This window comes from Enterobacter sp. A103, assembly GCF_034427535.1.
In the GTDB taxonomy this organism is placed as follows: Bacteria; Pseudomonadota; Gammaproteobacteria; order Enterobacterales; family Enterobacteriaceae; genus Enterobacter; species Enterobacter asburiae_B.
Map to the genome: position 1 here is coordinate 1 of NZ_JAXQPQ010000009.1, position 22,080 is coordinate 22,080.

At 59.4% G+C, this 22,080-nt stretch carries 23 protein-coding genes; 15 read left to right on the forward strand and 8 right to left on the reverse strand.

Annotation, left to right across the window (positions count from 1 at the left end; all coding sequences use genetic code 11):
• Positions 1-37 precede the first annotated feature (37 nt).
• From hycC to hycA, 3 genes are all read right to left on the reverse strand, one after another.
• Positions 38-1,852: a formate hydrogenlyase subunit 3 gene (hycC, locus tag SPH27_RS18800; RefSeq protein WP_182071569.1), complete on the reverse strand. Its 1,815-nt coding sequence runs from the start codon at positions 1,850-1,852 to the stop codon at positions 38-40.
• Positions 1,849-2,457: a 4Fe-4S dicluster domain-containing protein gene (locus SPH27_RS18805; RefSeq protein ID WP_023308971.1), complete on the reverse strand. Its 609-nt coding sequence runs from the start codon at positions 2,455-2,457 to the stop codon at positions 1,849-1,851. The genes hycC and SPH27_RS18805 overlap by 4 nt, the downstream gene beginning before the upstream one ends.
• Before the next feature lie 70 nt (positions 2,458-2,527).
• The gene (gene hycA / locus SPH27_RS18810) at positions 2,528-2,992 is read right to left on the reverse strand and encodes a formate hydrogenlyase regulator HycA (RefSeq protein WP_023333209.1); all 465 of its coding nucleotides are present in this window, start codon (positions 2,990-2,992) and stop codon (positions 2,528-2,530) included.
• 211 nt (positions 2,993-3,203) lie between these two features.
• Between hycA and hypA the strand changes: the two genes are divergently transcribed.
• From hypA to SPH27_RS18860, 10 genes are all read left to right on the forward strand, one after another.
• Positions 3,204-3,554, forward strand: a complete 351-nt coding sequence (gene hypA, locus SPH27_RS18815) for a hydrogenase maturation nickel metallochaperone HypA (protein WP_047059961.1) — start codon at positions 3,204-3,206, stop codon at positions 3,552-3,554.
• A 3-nt stretch (positions 3,555-3,557) separates the two neighbouring features.
• Entirely contained in the window at positions 3,558-4,421 is an 864-nt protein-coding gene (hypB, locus tag SPH27_RS18820) for a hydrogenase nickel incorporation protein HypB (RefSeq protein WP_039263378.1), read from the forward strand.
• A complete protein-coding gene (locus SPH27_RS18825; protein ID WP_023308975.1) occupies positions 4,412-4,684 on the forward strand; it encodes a HypC/HybG/HupF family hydrogenase formation chaperone in 273 nt (90 codons plus the stop codon). Before hypB ends, SPH27_RS18825 begins: the two co-directional genes overlap by 10 nt.
• A gap of 2 nt (positions 4,685-4,686) precedes the next feature.
• Entirely contained in the window at positions 4,687-5,808 is a 1,122-nt protein-coding gene (gene hypD, locus SPH27_RS18830) for a hydrogenase formation protein HypD (RefSeq protein WP_182071568.1), read from the forward strand.
• Positions 5,805-6,815, forward strand: a complete 1,011-nt coding sequence (hypE, locus tag SPH27_RS18835; protein WP_182071567.1) for a hydrogenase expression/formation protein HypE — start codon at positions 5,805-5,807, stop codon at positions 6,813-6,815. Before hypD ends, hypE begins: the two co-directional genes overlap by 4 nt.
• A 63-nt stretch (positions 6,816-6,878) precedes the next feature.
• Positions 6,879-8,951, forward strand: coding sequence for a formate hydrogenlyase transcriptional activator FlhA (gene flhA / locus SPH27_RS18840; RefSeq protein ID WP_182071566.1), 2,073 nt, complete (start codon positions 6,879-6,881; stop codon positions 8,949-8,951).
• Positions 8,952-9,104: 153 nt separating this feature from the next.
• Complete coding sequence (locus SPH27_RS18845) at positions 9,105-10,103, forward strand: ABC transporter substrate-binding protein (RefSeq protein WP_182071565.1); 999 nt, start codon at positions 9,105-9,107, stop codon at positions 10,101-10,103.
• The gene (locus SPH27_RS18850; RefSeq protein WP_048979267.1) at positions 10,103-11,140 is read left to right on the forward strand and encodes a FecCD family ABC transporter permease; all 1,038 of its coding nucleotides are present in this window, start codon (positions 10,103-10,105) and stop codon (positions 11,138-11,140) included. Before SPH27_RS18845 ends, SPH27_RS18850 begins: the two co-directional genes overlap by 1 nt.
• Positions 11,140-11,901: an ABC transporter ATP-binding protein gene (locus tag SPH27_RS18855; protein ID WP_058841079.1), complete on the forward strand. Its 762-nt coding sequence runs from the start codon at positions 11,140-11,142 to the stop codon at positions 11,899-11,901. The genes SPH27_RS18850 and SPH27_RS18855 overlap by 1 nt, the downstream gene beginning before the upstream one ends.
• 16 nt (positions 11,902-11,917) lie before the next feature.
• Positions 11,918-13,138, forward strand: coding sequence for an MDR family MFS transporter (locus SPH27_RS18860; protein ID WP_048979265.1), 1,221 nt, complete (start codon positions 11,918-11,920; stop codon positions 13,136-13,138).
• Positions 13,139-13,143: 5 nt separating this feature from the next.
• On the opposite strand, the gene SPH27_RS18865 is transcribed toward SPH27_RS18860, so the two are convergent.
• A complete protein-coding gene (locus tag SPH27_RS18865; protein ID WP_048979264.1) occupies positions 13,144-13,488 on the reverse strand; it encodes a nitrous oxide-stimulated promoter family protein in 345 nt (114 codons plus the stop codon).
• Positions 13,489-13,663: 175 nt separating this feature from the next.
• Here SPH27_RS18865 and SPH27_RS18870 point away from each other — a divergent pair, with 175 nt between their 5' ends.
• Both SPH27_RS18870 and mutS read left to right on the forward strand, forming a co-directional pair.
• Positions 13,664-13,894 carry a SymE family type I addiction module toxin gene (locus SPH27_RS18870; protein WP_023333217.1) on the forward strand — a complete coding sequence of 77 codons (231 nt, stop codon included), beginning with the start codon at positions 13,664-13,666 and terminating at the stop codon, positions 13,892-13,894.
• Between the two features lie 113 nt (positions 13,895-14,007).
• On the forward strand, positions 14,008-16,569 hold the full coding sequence (gene mutS / locus SPH27_RS18875) for a DNA mismatch repair protein MutS (RefSeq protein ID WP_182071563.1): 2,562 nt from the start codon (positions 14,008-14,010) through the stop codon (positions 16,567-16,569).
• Positions 16,570-16,662: 93 nt separating this feature from the next.
• On the opposite strand, the gene SPH27_RS18880 is transcribed toward mutS, so the two are convergent.
• From SPH27_RS18880 to SPH27_RS18890, 3 genes are read right to left on the reverse strand one after another with little or no spacing between them, the layout of a single operon-like run.
• The gene (locus SPH27_RS18880) at positions 16,663-16,884 is read right to left on the reverse strand and encodes a non-oxidative hydroxyarylic acid decarboxylases subunit D (protein WP_003862116.1); all 222 of its coding nucleotides are present in this window, start codon (positions 16,882-16,884) and stop codon (positions 16,663-16,665) included.
• 10 nt (positions 16,885-16,894) lie between these two features.
• Complete coding sequence (locus SPH27_RS18885; RefSeq protein WP_182071562.1) at positions 16,895-18,322, reverse strand: non-oxidative hydroxyarylic acid decarboxylases subunit C; 1,428 nt, start codon at positions 18,320-18,322, stop codon at positions 16,895-16,897.
• A complete protein-coding gene (locus SPH27_RS18890; RefSeq protein ID WP_048979262.1) occupies positions 18,312-18,914 on the reverse strand; it encodes a non-oxidative hydroxyarylic acid decarboxylases subunit B in 603 nt (200 codons plus the stop codon). The genes SPH27_RS18885 and SPH27_RS18890 overlap by 11 nt, the downstream gene beginning before the upstream one ends.
• Positions 18,915-19,086: 172 nt before the next feature.
• On the opposite strand from SPH27_RS18890, the gene SPH27_RS18895 reads away from it, so the two are divergent.
• A complete protein-coding gene (locus SPH27_RS18895; RefSeq protein ID WP_023308984.1) occupies positions 19,087-19,494 on the forward strand; it encodes a MarR family winged helix-turn-helix transcriptional regulator in 408 nt (135 codons plus the stop codon).
• Here SPH27_RS18895 and SPH27_RS18900 read toward each other — a convergent pair.
• Positions 19,491-20,378 carry a LysR family transcriptional regulator gene (locus SPH27_RS18900; RefSeq protein WP_182071584.1) on the reverse strand — a complete coding sequence of 296 codons (888 nt, stop codon included), beginning with the start codon at positions 20,376-20,378 and terminating at the stop codon, positions 19,491-19,493. The two genes, SPH27_RS18895 and SPH27_RS18900, sit on opposite strands and share 4 nt — an antisense overlap.
• 108 nt (positions 20,379-20,486) lie before the next feature.
• On the opposite strand from SPH27_RS18900, the gene SPH27_RS18905 reads away from it, so the two are divergent.
• Both SPH27_RS18905 and SPH27_RS18910 read left to right on the forward strand, forming a co-directional pair.
• Positions 20,487-21,689: an MFS transporter gene (locus SPH27_RS18905; RefSeq protein ID WP_182071561.1), complete on the forward strand. Its 1,203-nt coding sequence runs from the start codon at positions 20,487-20,489 to the stop codon at positions 21,687-21,689.
• Entirely contained in the window at positions 21,686-22,063 is a 378-nt protein-coding gene (locus SPH27_RS18910) for a DUF4440 domain-containing protein (protein WP_039263358.1), read from the forward strand. Before SPH27_RS18905 ends, SPH27_RS18910 begins: the two co-directional genes overlap by 4 nt.
• Positions 22,064-22,080 lie beyond the last annotated feature (17 nt).

Genomic DNA, 22,080 nt, shown 5'->3' on the forward strand with positions numbered 1-22,080 from the left:
CACCAGCGCCTGAAGAATTGCCAGTAACAGACTCATGTCAGGCTCCTCGTGAAATCACAATGACCACCAGCACCGCCAGCTCGATGACCGCCAGACGGCGGAACAGCGCGGGTGCGGCGGCGCTCTGCCAGCCGGGTACCCAGCCTACCGGGTTCAGCCAGTGGCGCAGCTTCAGCACGGCGGCGAAGTTCTCCTTCACCGGCATGGCAAAACCGTGGGCGGTGATAACCATCGACTGTTCGTGTTCGTAGCCGCAGGCCCACGCCGCACCGCGCGAGCGGGAGGCGAGCCGGTCGCGTTTGAAGAACAGCATCAGGACGAGCGGCAGCAGCGGTGCGCCAATCAGCAGCAGCGCAATCATGGGCTGAGAGACGGTGGTATTCGCCACGGTCAGCGGCAGAGGAATAGCGTTGCCCAGCAGCGGCAGCAGCCACGGCGCGGCGACGCCGCCCGCGATACAGCACAGCGCCAGCGCGACCACGCTGATGCCCATCAACAAGGGTGCGCAGCAGGCATTTTCCGCTTCGCGGGTGCGCGGCGCGCCGAGGAAGGTCACGCCGTAGACTTTCGCCATGCACATCACCGCCAGCGCCCCGGTAATCGCCAGACCGACCGCCAGCAGCGGGCCGAGCAGGCGTGCGATAAATGCGTCGCTCTGGCCGAGCGCGAAGAAGGACTGATAGATCACCCACTCCCCGGCAAAGCCGTTCAGCGGCGGCAGCGCGGCCATTGCCATCAGCCCGACCAGCATCACCAGCGAAATCACCGGCATCTTTTTGCCAATCCCGCCCAGCTTTTCGATATCCCGATGACCGGTGCGGAACCAGACGCTGCCCGCGCCGAGGAACAGGGTGCTTTTAAACAGGCTGTGGTTGACGAGGTGATAAAGACCGCCGATAAACCCGGCGGCAATCAGCGCCGGATGATTGAGCGCCAGCCCGGTCACGCCCGCGCCAATGCCGAGCAGGATAATGCCGATATTTTCCAGAGTGTGGTACGCCAGCAGGCGCTGGATATTGTGCTCCATCAGCGCGTACAGGCCGCCGACGAACGCGGTAATCATTCCGGCGACCAGCAGCACGACGCCCCACCACAGCGGCGGTTGTCCGCCGGTCAGCGTAATCGCCAGAATCCCGAACAGACCCACTTTCATCACCACCGCAGAAAACAGCGCGGCGGCGGGCGCGGAGGCATTCGCATGCGCCTGCGGCACCCAGCCGTGCAGCGGGATAATCCCGGCGAGCAGGCCAAAGCCGAGCACGCCCAGCAGCCAGACGTCGTTCCCCAGCGGATGGCCGTTGAGCGCAGCGAAGTCCAGCGTGCCGAAGCGGTGCCACACCAGCCAGCAGGCCAGCGCCAGCAGCAGCGTCCCGAGGCGTCCCAGCGCAAACCACAGCTTGCCGGAGGTGCTGCAGCCGGTCAGGAACACGCCGCACAGCGCCATGATTTCCGCCATCACCACCAGCGCGCCGAGGTTGCTGGCGATAACGGTGCAGACCGCCGCCGCCATCAGCAGGTTAACCAGCAGGCCGTTAGCCCTGGCGTGCGGATGGCGGTGCCAGTCGATATTGGACAGGCTGATAAACAGCCCGCACAGGCCAAACGTCACCAGCCAGATGGCGTTCAGCGGCGTGATCGCAACCGTGTGGCGAATCAGCGGCATCACGGCCTCTGCGGACCGGCCGCCGAGCAGGACATCGCCGCCTGCCGCCAGCGTCATCAGGCTAGCAACCGCCCCGCCGAGCCCGGCGATCGCGCCGCTCAGAGTTTTATGGAATGAGAAGATCAGCGCCAGAACAGCGGCGGCAGCAAAACAGGCTACCGCGCTGGTAATCATCATCGCCGCGTTCATTTCGCCCCCTCGTTAAGCGCCTGTAGCAGAGAAAGGTCGCCAAAATCACTGTTGATGGTCAGCTCGCGTTTACGCTTGCTGGTACGGGCGATGTCGCGAATGTTAACCAGAATCAACGCCTTAGTCGGGCAGGTGCGCACGCAGGCCGGGCCCTGTTCATCGAAGCTGCACAGGTCGCATTTCACCGCAACGGCACGGATGCCGGGCACCCAGTCCAGCAGCGTACTTACACGTGCCGGAGCCGGTGGCGCGGGCGGGGCTTTTGGCGAGTTGGCGTTCGCCGGAATATGCAGCGGACGGCTGCCGGAAAATTCAATCGCGCCGAACGGGCAGGCAATGCCGCACAGCTTGCAGCTTACGCACAGGCTTTCGTTCAGCTGGACAGCGCCATCAACGCGGGTGATGGCATTCACAGGGCAGACACCCGCGCAGGGGGCGTCTTCACAGTGATGGCAGAGCTGCGGGGCAGACTCTTTTTCATTACGCATGACGTGCAGGCGCGGCATGGACTGCAGCCCATGCAGGCGATGTGTTTCCGAACACGCCGCCTCACAGGTTCGACAGCCAATACAGACCGTCGAGTCGGCAATTACAAAACGGTTCACCGGGTTATCCTCTGGTGATAGTCATTTTTGACGAAAAACTGTCTTGTCGACACTTCTCGACACGCAGGAGTCAGGCCACGTTCGCTGAGGCATTTCCGTCCATCAGCTGCTTCAGGTTGACCGGGAGATCGTGTTCAACGGCGGCGTACAGGCCGTTATAGACCGGCGCGATTTTTTCCAGATAGTGCTCCAGCACCTGCTGGCGATCGCGGTTGCTGACGTGGCCGTCCACCATGCCATCGGCCATCAGCTGCGCCTTCGCAATACACTGTTTTTCTCCGTCTTTTGTCTCGAGGTGGTACTCAATGGTGTGGCTGTTGAAGTTATCCGCCAGGGTAACGTTGATGATGAAATGGCCGAACAGGACGAAGCGCATGTCGCCCTGCGCCGCGCAGCTCATCGCGTGGTGAAGACGCGCTTTCGAGAGGGTTATGCCCTGAACCAGAGAGTTGCAGTAGAGGTGCCACTGGTCCTGCAGCTGCTGATGACGCTGCGCGATGTAATCCGCTTTTTCGCTGATTTCCCAAATAGTCATAGAAGGTATCCGGTTAATGGAGATAGCGGCTGTTAAGCAGATTCCATGCCAGTTTTTATATTGCTGATTTTAAATAGATTTAATTACAAAACCGCTGTCAACGCCGCGGTGTCGACGTGTCATTTCGACAGCGTTGACATCGTCACGCCTTAACAAAAATCAAGCTGGCACCGTTATTGCATTCAATGGCGCAATTCATTGAGGAGGCGTCATGCACGAAATCACCCTCTGCCAGCGGGCCCTGGAGCTTATCGAACAGCAGGCAGTGCAAAACCACGCGAAACGCGTCACCGGCGTCTGGCTGAAGGTCGGGGCGTTTTCCTGCGTCGAGCCCAGCGCCCTGCATTTCTGTTTTGAGCTGGTTTGTCGCGGCACGCTGGCGGAAGGCTGCGAGCTCCATATTGAAGAGCAGCAGGCGGAGTGCTGGTGCGAGCAGTGCCAGCAGTACGTCACCCTGCTGTCATCAAAGGTTCAGCGCTGTCCGCAGTGTCAGAGCACCGGTCTTCGCATCGTGGCGGACGACGGCATGCAGATCCAACGCCTCGAAATCGAGAAGGAGTAAAGTATGTGTAGCACCTGCGGTTGCGCCGAAGGCAACCTGTATATAGAAGGGGATGAACACCGTCCCCATTCCGCGTTTCGCTCCGCGCCCTTTTCGCCTGCCCCGCGGCCAGCTGCGGCTTTAACCGGTATCACCTTCGCCCCGCAGCGCTCCGCTGCGGGCGATCTGCACTACGGCCACGGCGAAGCGGGTACCCACGCGCCGGGCATCAGCCAGCGCCAGATGCTGGAGGTGGAAATCAACGTGCTGGACAAAAATAACCAGATCGCCGCCCGCAACCGCGCGCGCTTTGCCGCCCGCAAACAGCTGGTGCTGAACCTGGTCTCCAGCCCCGGCTCCGGCAAAACCACGCTGTTAACGGAAACGCTCAAACGCCTGAACGGGCGCGTCTCCTGCGCGGTGATTGAAGGCGACCAGCAAACCGTTAACGACGCGGCGCGCATTCGCGAAACCGGCACCCCGGCGATTCAGGTCAATACCGGCAAAGGCTGCCACCTGGATGCGCAGATGATTGCCGACGCCGCCCCGCGTCTGCCGCTGGCGGATAACGGCATTCTGTTTATTGAAAACGTCGGCAATCTGGTCTGCCCGGCGAGCTTCGATCTGGGCGAACGCCACAAGGTGGCGGTGCTTTCGGTGACCGAAGGCGAAGACAAGCCGCTGAAGTACCCGCATATGTTTGCCGCCGCGTCCATCATGCTGCTGAACAAAGTCGACCTGCTGCCGTACCTGAACTTCGACGTGGATAAGTGCCTGTCCTGCGCCCGGGAAGTGAATCCCGAGATTGAGATCCTGCTGGTATCCGCCACGCGCGGCGACGGCATGGACGCCTGGCTGAACTGGCTGGAGAGTGAACGATGTGCATAGGCGTACCGGGACAAATCCATTCCATTGACGGGAACCAGGCCAAAGTGGAGGTCTGCGGCATCCTGCGCGACGTGGACCTGACGCTGGTGGGCAGCAGCGATGAAACGGGCGCATCGCGTCTCGGCCAGTGGGTGCTCGTCCACGTGGGGTTTGCCATGAGCGTGATTAACGAAGCGGAAGCCCGCGACACGCTGGATGCCCTGCAAAACATGTTCGACGTGGAGCCGGACGTGGGCGCGCTGCTGTACGGCGAGGAGCGTTAGCCATGCGTTACGTTGATGAATACCGCGCGCCGGAGCAGGTGCTGCAGCTTATCGGGCACCTGAAAACGCGCGCGGCGCTGCTGGACTACACCAAAGAGAGACCGCTGCGGATCATGGAGGTGTGTGGCGGACACACGCACGCCATCTTCAAATTTGGCCTCGACCAGCTGCTGCCGGAGAACATCGAGTTTATCCACGGCCCCGGCTGCCCGGTGTGCGTGCTGCCGATGGGGCGCATCGACAGCTGTATTGAAATTGCCAGCCAGCCCGACGTCATTTTCTGCACCTTTGGCGACGCGATGCGCGTGCCGGGGAAAAACGGCTCGCTGCTGCAGGCAAAAGCGCGCGGGGCCGACATCCGGATCGTCTATTCGCCGATGGATGCCCTGACGCTGGCGGAGGACAACCCCGCGCGCAAGGTGGTGTTTTTTGGCCTGGGGTTTGAAACCACCATGCCCGCCACCGCCATCACGCTGCAGCAGGCGAAAGCGCGCGGCGTCAGGAATTTTTTCTTCTTCTGCCAGCACATTACGCTCATCCCCACGCTGCGCAGCCTGCTGGAAGAGCCGGGAAACGGCATTGACGCCTTTCTGGCACCGGGGCATGTCAGCATGGTAATTGGCACAGACGCCTACGGTTTTATCGCTGAACAGTACAATCGTCCGTTAGTGGTCGCTGGTTTCGAACCACTTGATCTACTGCAAGGTGTCACCATGCTGGTTGAGCAGAAAATAGCGGCCCTGAGTGCAGTGGAAAACCAGTACCGCCGCGTGGTGCCGGATGCGGGAAATGAACGAGCGCAGCAGGCGATAGCCGACGTGTTCAGCGTTGAGGGCGACAGCGAATGGCGTGGCCTGGGTCTGATTGCCGAATCCGGCGTGCGCCTGACGCCGGCCTATCGCGCGTTCGACGCCGAAGCGCATTTCCGCCCGCAGCCGCAGCAGGTTTGCGACGATCCCCGGGCCCGCTGCGGCGACGTGCTCACCGGTAAATGCAAACCGCATCAATGCCCGTTATTTGGCAATACCTGTAACCCGCAAACGGCGTTTGGCGCGCTGATGGTCTCCTCCGAAGGGGCGTGTGCCGCGTGGTATCAGTATCGCAACCAGGAGAGTGAAGCATGAATACGGTTGAAATGGCGCACGGCAGCGGCGGACAGGCGATGCAGCAGCTGATTAACCGGCTGTTTATGGAAGCCTTCAACAACCCCTGGCTCGCCGAACAGGAAGACCAGGCGCGCATTGACCTCGCGACCCTCACCGCGCAGGGCGACAGGCTGGCGTTCTCCACCGACAGCTACGTGATTGACCCGCTGTTCTTCCCCGGCGGCGATATCGGCAAGCTCGCCGTCTGCGGCACGGCCAACGACGTGGCGGTAAGCGGCGCCATTCCGCGCTACCTCTCCTGCGGGTTTATCCTCGAAGAGGGGTTACCGATGGAGACGCTCACGGCAGTGGTCAACAGCATGGCGCAGACCGCGCGCGAGGCGGGGATAGCTATCGTCACCGGCGATACCAAAGTGGTGCAGCGCGGCGCGGCCGACAAGCTGTTTATCAACACCGCCGGCATGGGGGCGATCCCCGCCGGTATTCACTGGGCGGCACAGCATCTTAGCGTGGGCGACGTGCTGATCGTGACCGGAACGCTGGGCTGCCACGGGGCGACCATCCTTAACCTGCGCGAAGGTCTGGGGCTGGACGGGGAACTGCGCAGCGACTGCGCGGTGCTCACCCCGCTGATCCAGACGCTGCGCGGTATTCCCGGCGTGAAAGCCCTGCGGGACGCGACGCGAGGCGGCGTGAACGCCGTGGTCCACGAATTTGCAGCAAGCTGCGGGTACGGGATTGAACTCACCGAGCGCAGCCTGCCCGTTAAGCCTGCCGTTCGCGGCCTTTGCGAACTGCTGGGCCTTGACCCGCTCAACTTCGCCAACGAAGGCAAACTGGTGATTGGCGTTGAACGCGCGTCAGCGGAAGCCGTTCTTGAACAGCTGCGGGCTCATCCGTCAGGAAAAGAGGCGGCGATGATTGGTGAAGTGGTTGAGCGCAAAGGGGTGCGCCTGGCCGGGCTGTATGGCGTGAAGCGGACGCTGGATCTGCCGCATGCGGAACCCTTACCCCGTATTTGCTAGAACCGCGCCAAAAGCGGTCAGCACTGAATGTCTCTTTTTTGCCAGTTTCTATTGGAAAGCAATATGCCGTATACACCGATGAGCGATCTTGGACAGCAGGGCCTGTTTGACATCACGCGCACACTTTTACAGCAGCCCGATCTCGGTGCGCTGAGCGATGCCCTGACGCGGCTGGTCAGGCAATCGGCGCTGGCGGACAGCGCCGCGATTGTGCTCTGGCATAGCGGAACGCAGCGCGCGAGCTACTACTCGACGCGTGATAATGGCAAAACGTTTGAATACGAAGACGAAACGTATCTTGCGCACGGCCCGGTGCGCCGCATACTCTCCCGGCCTGAAGTGCTGCACTGCAACTTTGCGGAGTTCCGCCAGGCGTGGCCGAAGCTGGCGGAAAGCGACCTCTATCAGCCTTTCGGGCATTACTGCATGCTGCCGCTGGCGGCTGAGGGCCAGATTTTTGGCGGCTGCGACTTTATCCGCACGACCGACCAGCCCTGGAGCGAGGCGGAATACGAGCGCCTGCACACCTTTACCCAGATTGTGGCCGTCGTCGCGGAGCAGATCCAAAGCCGCGTGACCAATAACGTTGATTACGACCTGCTGAGCCGCGAGCGCGACAACTTCCGCATTCTGGTAGCCATCACCAACGCCGTGCTCTCCCGCCTGGACATGGACGAGCTGGTCAGCGAAGTCTCGAAAGAGATCCACCACTATTTCAAAATCGACGCCATCAGCATTGCGCTGCGCGGCCATCGCAAGGGCAAGCTGAACATCTACTCCACGCACTATCTCGATGAAGCCAACCCGGCGCACGAGCAGAGCGAGGTGGACGAAGCGGGCACCCTTTCCGAGCGGGTCTTCAAGAGCAAAGAGATCCTCCTGCTCAACCTGAACGAGCAGGACCCTGTCGCGCCGTACGAGCGGATGCTGTTTAACACCTGGGGCAATAAAATTCAGACCCTTTGTCTGCTGCCGCTGATGTCTGGCAACACCATGCTGGGCGTGCTAAAGCTGGCGCAGTGCGAGGAGGGCGTGTTTACCACCGCCAACCTGAAGCTGCTGCGCCAGATTGCCGAGCGTATTTCCATCGCGCTGGATAACGCCCTCGCCTATCAGGAAATTCATCGCCTGAAAGAGCGGCTGGTGGATGAGAACCTGGCCCTGACCGAACAGCTCAACAACGTGGACAGCGAGTTTGGTGAAATCATCGGGCGCAGCGACGCCATGTACAGCGTGCTTAAGCAGGTTGAGATGGTGGCGCAAAGCGATAGCACGGTGCTGATTCTGGGCGAAACCGGCACGGGCAAAGAGCTGATAGCCCGCGCCATCCACAACCTGAGCAACCGCAACAGCCGACGGATGGTGAAGATGAACTGCGCCGCGATGCCTGCGGGACTGCTGGAAAGCGATCTGTTCGGCCACGAGCGCGGTGCATTCACCGGGGCCAGCAGCCAGCGGCTGGGCCGTTTTGAGCTGGCGGACAAAAGCTCGCTGTTCCTCGACGAAGTGGGCGATATGCCGCTTGAGCTACAGCCGAAACTGCTGCGCGTCCTGCAGGAGCAGGAGTTTGAGCGCCTTGGCAGCAACAAGCTTATCCAGACCGACGTGCGGCTGATTGCGGCCACCAACCGTGACCTGAAAAAAATGGTCGCCGACCGCGAGTTTCGCAGCGATCTTTACTATCGTCTGAACGTCTTCCCGATCTTCCTGCCGCCGCTGCGCGAGCGCCCGGAAGATATCCCCCTGCTGGTCAAAGCCTTTACCGCGAAGATCGCGCGCCGGATGGGGCGCAACATCGACAGTATTCCTGCCGAGACGTTGCGCACTCTTTCATCGATGGAATGGCCCGGCAACGTGCGCGAGCTGGAAAACGTCATCGAACGCGCGGTGCTGCTGACGCGCGGTAACGTGCTGCAACTCTCCCTGCCTGAGGTTACGCTTCCTGACGTGACCGCGCCCGCCGCCGAGACAGCGAAAGAGGGAGAAGATGAATATCAGCTCATTATGCGCGTGCTGAAAGAGACCAACGGCGTGGTCGCCGGGCCAAAAGGTGCCGCCCAGCGCCTGGGGTTAAAACGCACCACCCTTCTGTCACGCATGAAGCGTCTCGGGATTGATAAAGAGAGCCTCATTTAAGACCTTATTCCGGCGGTGTTTTTCTGACACCGCCTTTTGTTCCCCTGCGCAATTGTCCCTCATTGACACAAAATCGTTTCCTCTGTATAAAATTCCGCCTTAATAATGAGTTTCATTTGCATCAATAATAATTTTAATGAAGGGTAGCGTTTCATGAAAAAGGTCATCTGCGCGTTAGGCCTGGCGATTGCGTCGGTCGGTTCTGCTCTGGCAACCACCTATCCCCTGACGATTGAAAACTGTGGCTACAAAGAGACGTTCACCAAAGCGCCGGAACGCGTCGTGGCCCTGGGCCAGAACACCGTCGAAATTTTGCTCCTGCTGGGCCTGGAAGATAAGGTGAAGGCCAGCGCCTTCTGGCCGACCAAAGTGCTGCCGCAGCTGGCGGAACAGAACGCAAAAATCAAAACCCTGACGGTCGAAATCCCGACCCTTGAATCCGTTCTTGCGCAAAATCCTGACTTTGTCCCCGCGCAGTCCCCGCTGCTGCTGGGGCCTGAAAGTAAGGTCGCAAAACGCGAAGACCTGATGACCCTGGGCGTGAACAGCTACGTGTCGCCGGGCATGTGCGCGACCAAAAAAGCCACAGGCGATATGTACGGCAGCCGCCAGAAGCTGTGGGATATGACGTATCTCTATAAAGAGATTGAGGATTTCGCCAAAATCTTTAACGTTGAAGACCGCGGTCAGGCCGTTATTGCCGATTTCAAAAAACGCGAGGCCGACCTGCGTAAGGAATTCGGCAAGAGTAACAAAGACCTTTCGTTTGTCTTCTGGTTCTCCAGTTCATCCCCTTCTGCAGACGCCTACGTCGGCGGTAAAAATAGCCCCTCAGGGTTTATCGCCAGCCTGATGGGCGGCCATAACGCCATTACGTCCGAGACCGAATGGCCAACCGTGGGTTGGGAAAGCATTATTGCCGCCAATCCGGATGTCATTGTGGTGTCCAGCCTGGACCGCAACCGCTGGGCGCTGGATAACGCGGAAGAAAAAATCAAATTCCTGAAGAGCGATCCGGCGGTCAGCCAGCTGGACGCGGTGAAAAAAGGCCATATCGTGGTGATGGACGGCCAGGCGATGAACCCGACGATCCGTACGATTTACGGGGCTGGGCAGGTCGGCGAACAGCTCAGAAAGCTGGGGCTGAACTGATGACAACCGCCGTTCTTCAGGCCCGGCAGAGCCTGGTTCTGACGACCTCGGGTTTGCTCGCCCTGGTACTGTTATTTCTGACGATCGCGCTGAGCGTCAGCGTCGGCGAGCTGTCCATCCCGCTGGATAAGGTGTTTTACGCCATCAGCAATAAAATGGGGCTCACCGAGGTTCCGCTCACCCGCATCTATGAGAGCGTGATCTGGGACTTTCGCCTGAGCCGCGCGCTGGTGGCGGCCTGCTGCGGCGCGGGGCTGGCCATCTGCGGTGCCGTATTGCAGAGCCTGCTGAAGAACGCCCTGGCGGAACCTTACGTGCTCGGCGTGTCGGCAGGTGCCTCAACCGGGGCGGTGTCGGTCGTCGTATTGGGGATTGGCACCGGTGCGGTGTCGTTGTCTGCCGGGGCCTTTGCCGGGGCGTTCGCCGCCTTTGCGTTTGTCGCGTTTCTGACGAACGGCGCGCGCGGGGGAAATGAACGTACCATTCTGGCTGGCGTTGCCGCCTCACAGCTGTTCAACGCCATTACTGCCTACACCATCAGCACCTCCGCCAGCGCCCAGCAGGCGCGCGACGTGATGTTCTGGCTGCTGGGCAGCTTCAGCGGCGTTCGCTGGCCGGAATTCCAGCTGGCGCTGGTGGTGGTGCTGACTGGATTAGCCGTTTGCCTCTACTATTCCCGGGCGCTGGATGCCTTCACGTTCGGTGATGACGCTGCGGCCTCTTTAGGTATTGCCGTCCCGTGGGTGCGCCTGACGCTCTTTACCACTACCGCGCTGATTACCGCGACGATTGTCAGCATGGCGGGCTCAATCGGCTTTGTCGGGCTGGTGGTCCCGCACGTGATGCGTTTCCTGTTCGGGCCGCTGCACCGCACGCTGCTGATTGCCAGCGCGCTGGCAGGGGCGATCCTGATGGTGCTGGCAGACATTGCCTCGCGCATGCTGATTGCGCCGCAAAGCCTGCCCGTCGGCGTGGTCACCGCGCTGGTTGGCGTGCCTTTCTTTGCCGTGATTATCTACCGTTCAAGGAATAAGTGATGAGTATCTGCGCTGAAAATATTACCTGGAAGGTCGGCAAAAAGGTCATCGTTAACAACGTCTCGCTGAAGGTGTCACGGGGCGAAACGGTAGGGCTGCTTGGCCCTAACGGCTGCGGTAAATCATCGCTTCTGCGCATTCTGGCTGGTCTGCGCCGCCCGGATGCTGGCTGTGTGACGCTGGACGGCCAGGACATCTCCCGCATCGCCAAAAAGCAGCTGGCGCGCCGGGTCGCCTTCGTCGAGCAGCACGGCATGACGGACGCCAACATGCGCGTGCGCGACGTGGTGAAACTCGGGCGTATTCCGCACCACTCCGCTTTTTCCAACTGGAGCAACCACGATGACGAAACCGTCACTGCCGCCCTGCAGCGCGTGGATATGCTGGATAAAAGCGACCAGGGCTGGCTGAGCCTCTCCGGCGGAGAGCGCCAGCGCGTGCATATTGCCCGCGCCCTGGCTCAGACCCCAACGGAAATCCTGCTGGACGAGCCGACCAACCACCTGGACATTCATCATCAGATGCAGCTGATGCAGCTGATCAGCGAATTACCGGTCACCAGCATTGTCGCTATCCACGATCTCAACCACGCCTCGATGTTCTGCGACTCGCTGATTGTGATGCAGAAAGGACAAATTGTGGCGACGGGGACACCGCAGGACATCTTATCCGAGTCTTTGTTGTGGGATGTCTTCCGGGTGAAAACCAAAATCGAGATCTCGCCGTTCCATGGCAAAAAGCACATCCACTTTATCGTTTAGGGACGAGTGAACGACGATGCCCCTTCGCCCTGCCGCCACGCTCTGGCCGCCCGTCTTACTGGGTAGCCAGTTTGTTTTCAACATTGGCTTTTACGCCGTCGTTCCCTTCCTGGCGATATTCCTGCGCGACGACATGCTGCTCTCCGGCGGACTGATCGGGCTGATCCTGGGCCTGCGTACCTTCTCGCAACAGGGGATGTTTATCGTTGGCGGTGCGCTCTCGGACCGGTTTGGCGCGAAAGTGATTATCCTGAGCGGTTGTATTGTTCGTGTTTCAGGTTATCTGCTGCTGGCCTTCGGGGAATCCCTGTGGCCGATTATTCTGGGCGCGTGTCTGACGGGCGTTGGCGGCGCGTTATTTTCTCCCTCAATTGAGGCACTGCTGGCAAAAGCGGGCACTCAAAGCGAGACAAAAGGCAAACGCAGCCGCGCGGAGTGGTTTGCGCTCTTTGCCGTCTGCGGAGAGCTCGGCGCGGTACTGGGCCCGGTTGCTGGCGCCCTGCTCACCGGCCTCGGCTTTCGTCAGGTGGCGCTGGCGGGAGCTGGCGTCTTTATCATTGCGCTAGTGGTGCTCTTCTTTTGCCTGCCTGCTGCTGGCCACCGTTCACAAACGCTGAAAATACAGCCCTGGTGGACAACGTTCCGCCAGCCGCGCTTTGTCGCCTTTATCATTGCCTACAGCTCGTGGCTGTTAAGCTATAACCAGCTTTATCTGGCGCTGCCGGTGGAAATCCAGCGTTCTGGCGGTAACGAGAAAGATCTCGGCCCGCTTTTTATGCTGGCCTCCGTTCTGATCATCACCTTACAGCTGCCGCTGGCGCGCTTCGCCCGTCGCGTGGGCGCGGTGAGAATTCTGCCGGTGGGATTTTTGCTGCTGTCAGCCGCATTTGCGAGCGTGGCGACGTTTGCCCCGATGACGCCGCCGGAAGGCTGGCTGCGCTTACTGCCTTCTGTCTGTTTTGTGACGCTGTTGACGCTGGGGCAAATGCTGCTGGTGCCATCGGCTAAAGATCTGATCCCTCGGTTTACGGAGGAATCCACGCTTGGCGCGCACTACGGCGCACTCGCCACCGCCGGAGGCATAGCGGTACTGGCGGGAAACCTGGTGTTTGGCAGCCTGCTGGACCGCGCGCTGGTGCCCTCAACGCAGGCGATGTACCCCTGGCTGCTGCTGGCCCTCTTCCCGCTCAGCAGCGCGCTGGCCCTGAAGGTGATTTGCCGCCCGCTGAGACGCTGAACCGATCACTTTTTCGGACGGTATTTCTCCGGCAGTTCCGGCACGGGACGACGGTCATCCATCAGATGGCGAACGGTAAGAATAGGATGACGCCATAACATACGCGGGCCTGCCCAGCGCATAACCTGCTTCATCTCTTCACGTCTGGCAGGCTGGTAGCAGTGTACGGGACACTGCTTGCAGGCCGGCTTTTCCTCACCGAAAACGCATTTATCCAGGCGCTTATCGGCATACGCGTTGAGCGCCTGATAATACCCTTCCTCCTGAGAGGCCTGCGGGCACTGCTTTTCATACAACGCGATCATTTTCGCGATGGTCTCTTTTTCTCGTGAGATGCGTTTACCGGACATAGCGGATTACCGAATAATAAAGTGCATCGATAATACACCTTTCAACACTGGATTTCAGCGGTTGCATTTCGTTTCCTGAAGGCTGATTCCAGTTTTAGCCCTGCACCGGCGAACAATCACTGGTATTTTATACAGGCATCAGAAATGACCTTTTTCCGTGTTGTCTGGAGACCCTATGCAAGAGCTCACGATCGGCAAACCCTATCGCCATTTGAAAGTGGGATATTTTAGAAAGCGCCATGAAGACCGCAATACAAAGATACCGAAGCGCTACAGCGTACATGCGGCGCTGAGCTTAAAAGGTGACTGGCTTGAAAAGGCGGGGTTTACGACCCATTCCCGAGTCAGGGTGGGCGTGGAGCATGGAAAAATTGTCATCGAATTAATGGCGGAAGATGCCTCGTAAAGCCACGACATTTTTCTGCGCCGGACCTTTTTTTCATGCGACAATAGAAGGAACAAACGGCCATTGAGCCCATCAAAACGGTTTATTTTCAAAGAAATGGACATCATAACTCCATGAGCACAATCGACAATTTCGACGCACATACGCCGATGATGCAGCAGTATCTGAAGCTGAAAGCACAGCATCCGGAAATCCTGCTGTTTTACCGTATGGGCGATTTTTACGAGCTGTTTTATGACGATGCTAAGCGTGCATCGCAGCTGCTCGACATCTCGCTGACCAAACGTGGCGCATCGGCAGGCGAGCCCATTCCTATGGCAGGTATCCCGCACCACGCGGTAGAAAACTACCTGGCGAAGCTGGTGAATCAGGGCGAGTCCGTTGCCATCTGCGAACAGATCGGCGATCCGGCGACCTCAAAAGGCCCGGTGGAACGCAAAGTCGTGCGCATCGTCACGCCTGGCACCATCAGTGATGAAGCCCTGTTACAGGAGCGCCAGGATAACCTGCTGGCAGCGCTGTGGCAGGACGGTAAAGGCTTTGGCTACGCGACGCTGGATATTAGCTCCGGACGTTTTCGCCTGAGTGAACCGGCTGACCGTGAAACGATGGCCGCCGAACTGCAGCGCACCAACCCGGCAGAATTGCTCTATGCCGAAGATTTCGCCGAAATGGCGCTGATTGAAGGTCGTCGCGGGTTGCGCCGTCGTCCGCTGTGGGAATTCGAAATTGATACCGCGCGCCAGCAGCTGAATCTGCAGTTTGGCACCCGCGATCTGATTGGCTTTGGCGTTGAAAACGCCCCGCGCGGGCTATGTGCGGCCGGTTGTCTCCTGCAGTACGTGAAAGATACCCAGCGCACCGCACTGCCGCATATCCGCTCTATCACCATGGAGCGCCAGCAGGACAGCATCATCATGGATGCCGCCACGCGCCGTAACCTGGAGATCACGCAGAACCTGGCGGGTGGCGTAGAAAATACGCTCGCGTCGGTCCTCGACAGTACGGTAACGCCAATGGGCAGCCGCATGCTGAAACGCTGGCTGCATATGCCGATCCGCGATACCGAGACGCTGGTTTGCCGTCAGCAGACGATTGCCGCGCTGCAGGATCGCTATACCGAGCTGCAGCCGGTTCTGCGCCAGGTGGGCGATCTGGAGCGTATCCTTGCGCGTCTGGCACTGCGAACGGCACGACCACGCGATCTCGCGCGGATGCGTCATGCTTTCCAGCAGCTGCCGGAACTGCGTGCGCAGCTGGGTGACGTTGACAGCGCGCCGGTACAGAAACTCCGCGAAACCATGGGCGAATTTACCGAGCTTCGCGAACTGCTGGAGCGCGCTATTATCGATGCGCCTCCGGTTCTGGTGCGTGATGGAGGCGTGATTGCCCCAGGCTACAACGAGGAGCTGGACGAATGGCGCGCGCTGGCCGACGGTGCGACGGACTACCTCGATAAGCTGGAAATCCGCGAGCGCGAACGTCTTGGGCTCGACACACTGAAAGTGGGGTATAACGCGGTACACGGTTACTACATTCAGATTAGCCGCGGGCAGAGCCACCTGGCGCCGATTCACTACGTGCGTCGCCAGACGTTGAAAAACGCCGAACGCTACATCATTCCTGAGCTGAAAGAGTACGAAGACAAAGTCCTCACCTCGAAAGGCAAGGCGCTGGCCCTGGAAAAACAGCTGTATGACGAGCTGTTCGACATGCTAATGCCGCACCTGGGCGACCTGCAGCAGAGCGCCAGCGCGCTGGCGGAGCTGGACGTGCTGGTGAATCTGGCAGAGCGCGCTGAAACGCTGAACTACACCTGCCCAACCTTTACCGACAAGCCCGGCATTCGCATCACCGAAGGCCGTCACCCGGTGGTAGAACAGGTGCTGAACGAACCGTTCATAGCCAACCCGCTGAGCCTGTCACCGCAGAGAAGAATGTTGATCATTACCGGTCCGAACATGGGCGGTAAGAGTACCTATATGCGTCAGACGGCGCTGATTGCGCTGCTCGCGTATATCGGCAGCTACGTCCCGGCGCAAAATGTGGAGATTGGCCCCATCGACCGTATCTTTACCCGCGTCGGGGCAGCGGACGATCTGGCGAGCGGTCGTTCAACCTTCATGGTCGAGATGACCGAAACGGCAAACATTCTGCATAACGCGACGGAGCACAGCCTGGTGCTGATGGACGAAGTCGGGCGCGGAACGTCAACCTATGACGGTCTGTCGCTGGCATGGGCCTGTGCGGAAAGCCTTGCGAATAAAATCAAGGCCATGACGCTGTTTGCCACCCACTATTTCGAACTGACGCAGCTGCCGGAGAAAATGGAAGGGGTTGCGAACGTTCATCTGGATGCGCTGGAGCACGGCGATACCATTGCCTTCATGCACACGGTGCAGGATGGCGCGGCGAGCAAGAGCTATGGCCTGGCCGTCGCGGCGCTGGCAGGTGTGCCGAAAGAGGTGATCAAGCGCGCGCGTCAGAAACTGCGTGAACTGGAAAGCCTGTCACCGAATGCGGCAGCGACGCAGATTGATGGTACGCAGATGTCGCTGTTGGTGCCTGCGGAAGAGACGTCGCCTGCGGTGGAAGCGCTGGAAAACCTCGACCCGGATTCACTGACGCCGCGTCAGGCGCTGGAGTGGATTTACAGGTTGAAGAGTCTGGTTTAGTTTTCTGCGGTCTGTTTTGTCGGGTGGCGGCTTCGCCTTACCCGACCTACAAAACCGTAGGCCCGGTAAGCGCAGCGCCACCGGGCTTTTTTTTTACAGCAGCGGCGGAATTGTCGGCACCTGCGGCGCCTCGTCAATATCCTTCTGCGTCATGCGGAACGCTTCCGGGTAATGCTCGCGGCTGGTACGGCGAAGCGGTTCGGTATCGCGCCAGGTATACAAACAATGCTGGCACTGGTAAACGGTCCAGACCCCTTTTACCGGCGACGTCGCCATCACTTCAATATGCTCATCGGCACAACGTGGACAAATCATCTTTTCCTCCTTATTGACGTGCTGCCAGCATCGCGGTCAGTTTTTCTGCCCAGGCTTTGGTTTCAGGCAGATCCTGTACCGGCTGGCTGTAGTGGCCCCGTGTGTCCGGCGCGACAGGCGTGGTGGCATCGATAATCAGTTTGTCGGTAATGCCAGCCGGGCTGGAACCGGGATCGAGTTCAAGGACCGACATGTTCGGCAGTTGCACCAGATCGCCTGCGGGGTTCACTTTCGACGACAGCGCCCACATCACCTGCGGAAGGTTGAACGGATCGACATCCTCATCCACCATAATTACCATCTTCACGTAGCCGAGGCCGTGCGGCGTGGTCATGGCGCGTAAACCGACCGCGCGGGCAAAACCGCCGTAGCGTTTTTTGGTGGAGATAATCGCCAGCAGACCGTGGGTGTACATCGCGTTCACCGCCTGCACTTCCGGGAATTCCGCTTTCAGCTGCTGGTAGAGCGGCACGCAGGTGGCTGGTCCCATCAGATAGTCAATCTCGGTCCACGGCATGCCGAGGTAAAGGGATTCGAAAAACGGCCTGGTGCGGTAAGAGACTTTGTCGATACGGACCACCGTCATGTTACGGCCACCGGAATAGTGTCCGGTAAACTCGCCAAACGGCCCCTCGATTTCCCGCTTGCGGCCTTCAATCACTCCTTCCAGAATCACTTCAGAACCCCACGGCACATCGAAGCCGGTCAGCGGCGCGGTGGCAATCGGGTACGGGCTTTCACGCAGCGCGCCGGCCATTTCATACTCGGACTGATCGTATTTCAGCGGCGTGGCGCCCATCAGGGTGATGATCGGGTCGTTGCCCAGCGTAATCGCAATCGGCAGGTCTGCACCGCGCTCTTCCGCCTTGTGCAGATGCAGGGCGATATCGTGCATCGGAACAGGCTGCAGGCCGAGCTTGCGCTTACCCTTCACTTCCATGCGGTAGATCCCGACGTTCTGCTTGCCGAAGTTGTCCGGGTCGAGCGGATCGCGCGAGACAACGCACGCTTTATCGAGATAAAAACCGCCGTCACCGTCGTTCAGACGAAACAGCGGCAGGATATCGAACAGGTTAATGTCTTCACCGTCCACCGTATTCTGCGCCCAGGCCGGGTTGGCGCGGCGCTCCGGCGTGACGGGAAATTTATCCCAGCGGCGGATAAATTCGTCGATCTGTTTTTTTACCGGGGTGTTCGCAGGGAGCCCCATCGAAATGGCGTGGTTCTGCCAGGAGCCGATGGTGTTCATCACCACGCGGGCATCGGTAAAGCCACGAATGTTGTCGAACCACAGCGCGGGCGCGCCGTCGCCAATGCGGCCGGTCGCGTTGGCTGCCGCCGCCAGATCGGGCTCGGCGTTAACCTCTTCCTCAATTTTCAGCAGCTGCCCTTGCTCATCGAGCGCCTGCAGGAAGCTTCTCAAATCATCAAATGCCATTTTTATTCTCCTGTGAAAAATGTTTCGCCTCCCGCAGCCCGTTCCAGCGGCGCGCCTTTTTATGCTCCAGCCCGAACTGATCGAGCACGCGGGTCACGATGTGCTGGGTAATGTCATCTGCGGTTTGTGGGTGGTTGTAATACGCAGGCATGGGCGGCACCATCGCCACGCCCATGCGGGAAAGTGCAAGCATGTTCTCAAGATGAATGGTGCTGAGCGGCGTTTCACGCGGAACCAGCACCAGCTTGCGCCCCTCTTTCAGCACCACGTCAGCCGCGCGTCCCACCAGCCCTTCGGCGTAGCCCGCGCGGATCCCCGCGAGCGTTTTCATGCTGCAGGGAATGACGATCATGCCGTCGGTGCGAAACGAGCCGGAGGAGATGGTGGCGGCCTGGTCAGCCGGACTGTGGACAACGTCAGCCAGGGCAGCAACGTCCTGCGCGGTGTAGGGCGTTTCCAGCTCAATGGTGGTTTTTGCCCACTTAGACATGACCAGATGCGTCTCCACCTCCGGCATTTCCCGCAGCGCCTGCAGCAGCGCCACGCCCAGCGGTGCGCCCGTTGCCCCCGTCATTCCCACTATCAATCTCATTCATCACCTCAATATTTTGTTCGTGTACGAACATTATAAATAAGCTACTCCAGGATCGTTTACCTGACAAGATCGTTCGTATACGATCACACGAATGGCTAAAAGATGCCGCGTTAAAATTGAGAGCAATAGCGGCTATCATAGGGGAGAGATTTTTTCCGTCGGAGTGTTCATGGAACTAAGACAAGAGGCGTTCCACCTGTTACGTCAGCTTTTTCAACAGCATACCGCGCAGTGGCAACATGCCTTACCGGAACTGACCAAGCCACAGTATGCGGTGATGCGCTCTATTGCCGAGCATCCGGGTATTGAACAGGTGGCGTTGACCGAAGTGGCGGTCAGCACGAAAGCAACCCTGGCGGAGATGCTCAGCCGCATGGAGGCGCGCGGGCTGGTGAAACGCGAGCACGATCCGGCCGACAAGCGCCGCCGGTTTGTCTTCCTGACCCCAGAAGGTGAAGCCCTGCTTGCGGGCTGTAAACCGGTTGGCAACGAGGTGGATGAGGCGTTTTTAGGACGTCTTAACAAGGCCGAGCGCGAGCAGTTCTCTGCGCTCATCAAAAAGATGATGCACGATTAATTCACGCTGGTGCGCATAAAATCGATAAACGTGCGCACCTTCGCCGACACGTGCCGGGCATCGGGATAAACCGCATAGATGCCCTGCTGCGCAAAGGTATATCCCGGTAAAACCGGGACCAGTTTTCCCGCATCAAGCGCATCGCGCGCCAGCCATTCCGGCAGTAACGCCACGCCTCCGCCAGCAAGTGCAAAGGCCATAAGAGCCTGCGCGCTGTCGGCAAACAGGCGCGGCGCTTTTTTTATCTCCAGCGTTTCAGGCGCACCGCTGGCATCCTTCACCTGCCAGCGCAGCGGCGAGGCCAGGCGCTCGTGAATAATCCAGTCGGCGTTGGCAAGGTGCGCAAGCGTTTCGATCGGATGGTTAACGAGCCACCCGGGCGTCGCGACGGGGAGAATCGAGAAGTGCGAAATCAGCGCGGCGTGGTTGCGCGAATCGGCAAGCGTTCCCAGCCGGATAGCTACGTCAAAGCGCTCCGAGATAAGGTCGGCGTGCAGGGAGGACGAAACGTGCCGCACGCGAAGATCCGGGTGTTGCTGGCTAAACCTGGCCAGCAGCGGCACCACCACCTGTGAGCCATACTCGGGCGTCGTCGTGATCCGCAGTTCGCCAGTGAGCCCCGCATGATTCGCGCGGACATCTTCCTGCAGCCGTTCCGCATCCTTCAGAAGCGCCACGCTGCGTTGATGAAAAAGCGCGCCCGCCTCGGTTAACGTCAGACGGCGGGTGGAGCGCAGCAGCAGCGTAACGCCCAGCTCATCTTCAAGCTGGCGAATATTGAAGCTGACCACGGCTTTTGTCAGCCCCATTGCCTCGGCTGCGGCAGTGAAACTGCCGGTATCGGCCACCGCGACAAACATCTGCGCCCGCTGCAGGTTAATCATCATCACGCCTTTTACTGTCAAAATATTTTTGACAGTATATCGCGCTTTGTCAGGTTTATCCGTTCTTCCCGGATCGATACGATACGCCACCTCACCGGAGGATCCACCATGACGTATCGCAGCAAAGTCGCCGTTGTTTACCTGCTGGGCTTTTTTCTTGATTTGATCAACATGTTCATTGCCAGCGTCGCCTTCCCGGCAATGGCTCACGCCTTTAACACCACGCCTTCAGCCCTTGCCTGGGTCAGTAACGGGTACATTGCCGGCCTGACGCTGGTGATCCCGTTTAGCAGCGTGCTCACGCGCCGCATCGGGCCAAAGCGAGTCATCCTGCTCTCGCTTTTTCTGTTCAGCGCAGCCTCCGCTGCGGCGGGCCTGTCTGCAACGCTTGAAAGTCTGATCGCCTGGCGAGTACTCCAGGGCGTGGGAGGGGGCTTACTGATCCCCGTCGGACAGGCGCTGACCTGGCAACAGTTTAAGCCTCACGAGCGTGCCCGACTCTCCTCGGCGGTGATGCTGGTGGCGTTGCTTGCCCCGGCATGCTCTCCTGCTATCGGAGGACTGCTGGTGCAGACGCTCAGCTGGCGATGGATATTTTTCGCCACGCTACCGGTCGCTATCGTGACCTTTGTTTTGGCCTGCCTGTGGCTTAAACACGAAATGCCCGCGATGAATGCGGCCAGACTGTTAAACCTGTCGTTGCTCGCGGACCCGCTTTTGCGTTTTTCCATGCTTGTCTATCTCTGCGTACCCGGCATGTTTATTGGGGTGAACGTCACGGGCATGTTTTATCTTCAGCACGTGGCGAACATGAGCCCAGCCGCAACGGGGATGCTCATGCTGCCGTGGTCCGTGGCATCCTTTATCGCCATCACGGCAACGGGACGCTATTTTAACCGTATCGGCCCCCGACCGCTGATCGTCATCGGCTGCCTGCTGCAGGCGACGGGTATTCTGCTTTTGATTAACGTCAGTTCGGCTACGCTGCTGCCTGCCGCTGCGTTTATCCTGATGGGCGCGGGGGGAAGCCTGTGCAGCAGTACGGCTCAAAGCAGCGCTTTTCTGACGACGCGCCGGGAAGAGATGCCGGATGCCAGCGCGCTGTGGAATCTTAATCGTCAGCTGAGCTTTTTTGCCGGCGCCCTGCTGCTGGCGCAGGCGCTGAGCCTGGCGCAGACCTGGCTGACACCGCTCGCCGCATGGCACGGAATGTTTATTTTTGCCGCAGGCATGACCTTGCTGCCTGTACCGTACGTTTTTCGTCTTAACAATACGCAGGTGCTCACCCAGCTGCGACAGGAGAATTCATGACGCCTTTCGAACACGACATTATCGACCTCCACATTGCGCTTGAAAACTGGTTAGGCAAAGGTGAAGGAGATCCCGACGCCCTGCTCGCCCGCTTCAGCCCGGATTTTCTGATGATCCCGCCGGGCGGCGTTCAGATCGACTATATCGGTCTTGCCAGTTTTCTGGAAAACCAGCGCGGAAGCCGTCCAGGACTGAAGATCGTCATTGACGAATTATCCACGATCCAGCGCTGGGATCGTGGCGCGGTGCTCCACTACCGGGAGACGCAAACCCGGCCGGACCTGCCCGTCAACGTGCGCTGGTCAACCGCGGTGCTCAATCAGGAAGGCGATCGGATAGTGTGGCGTCTGCTGCACGAAACGGCTAAGCCGTAGCGCAAAAGAAAAAGGCC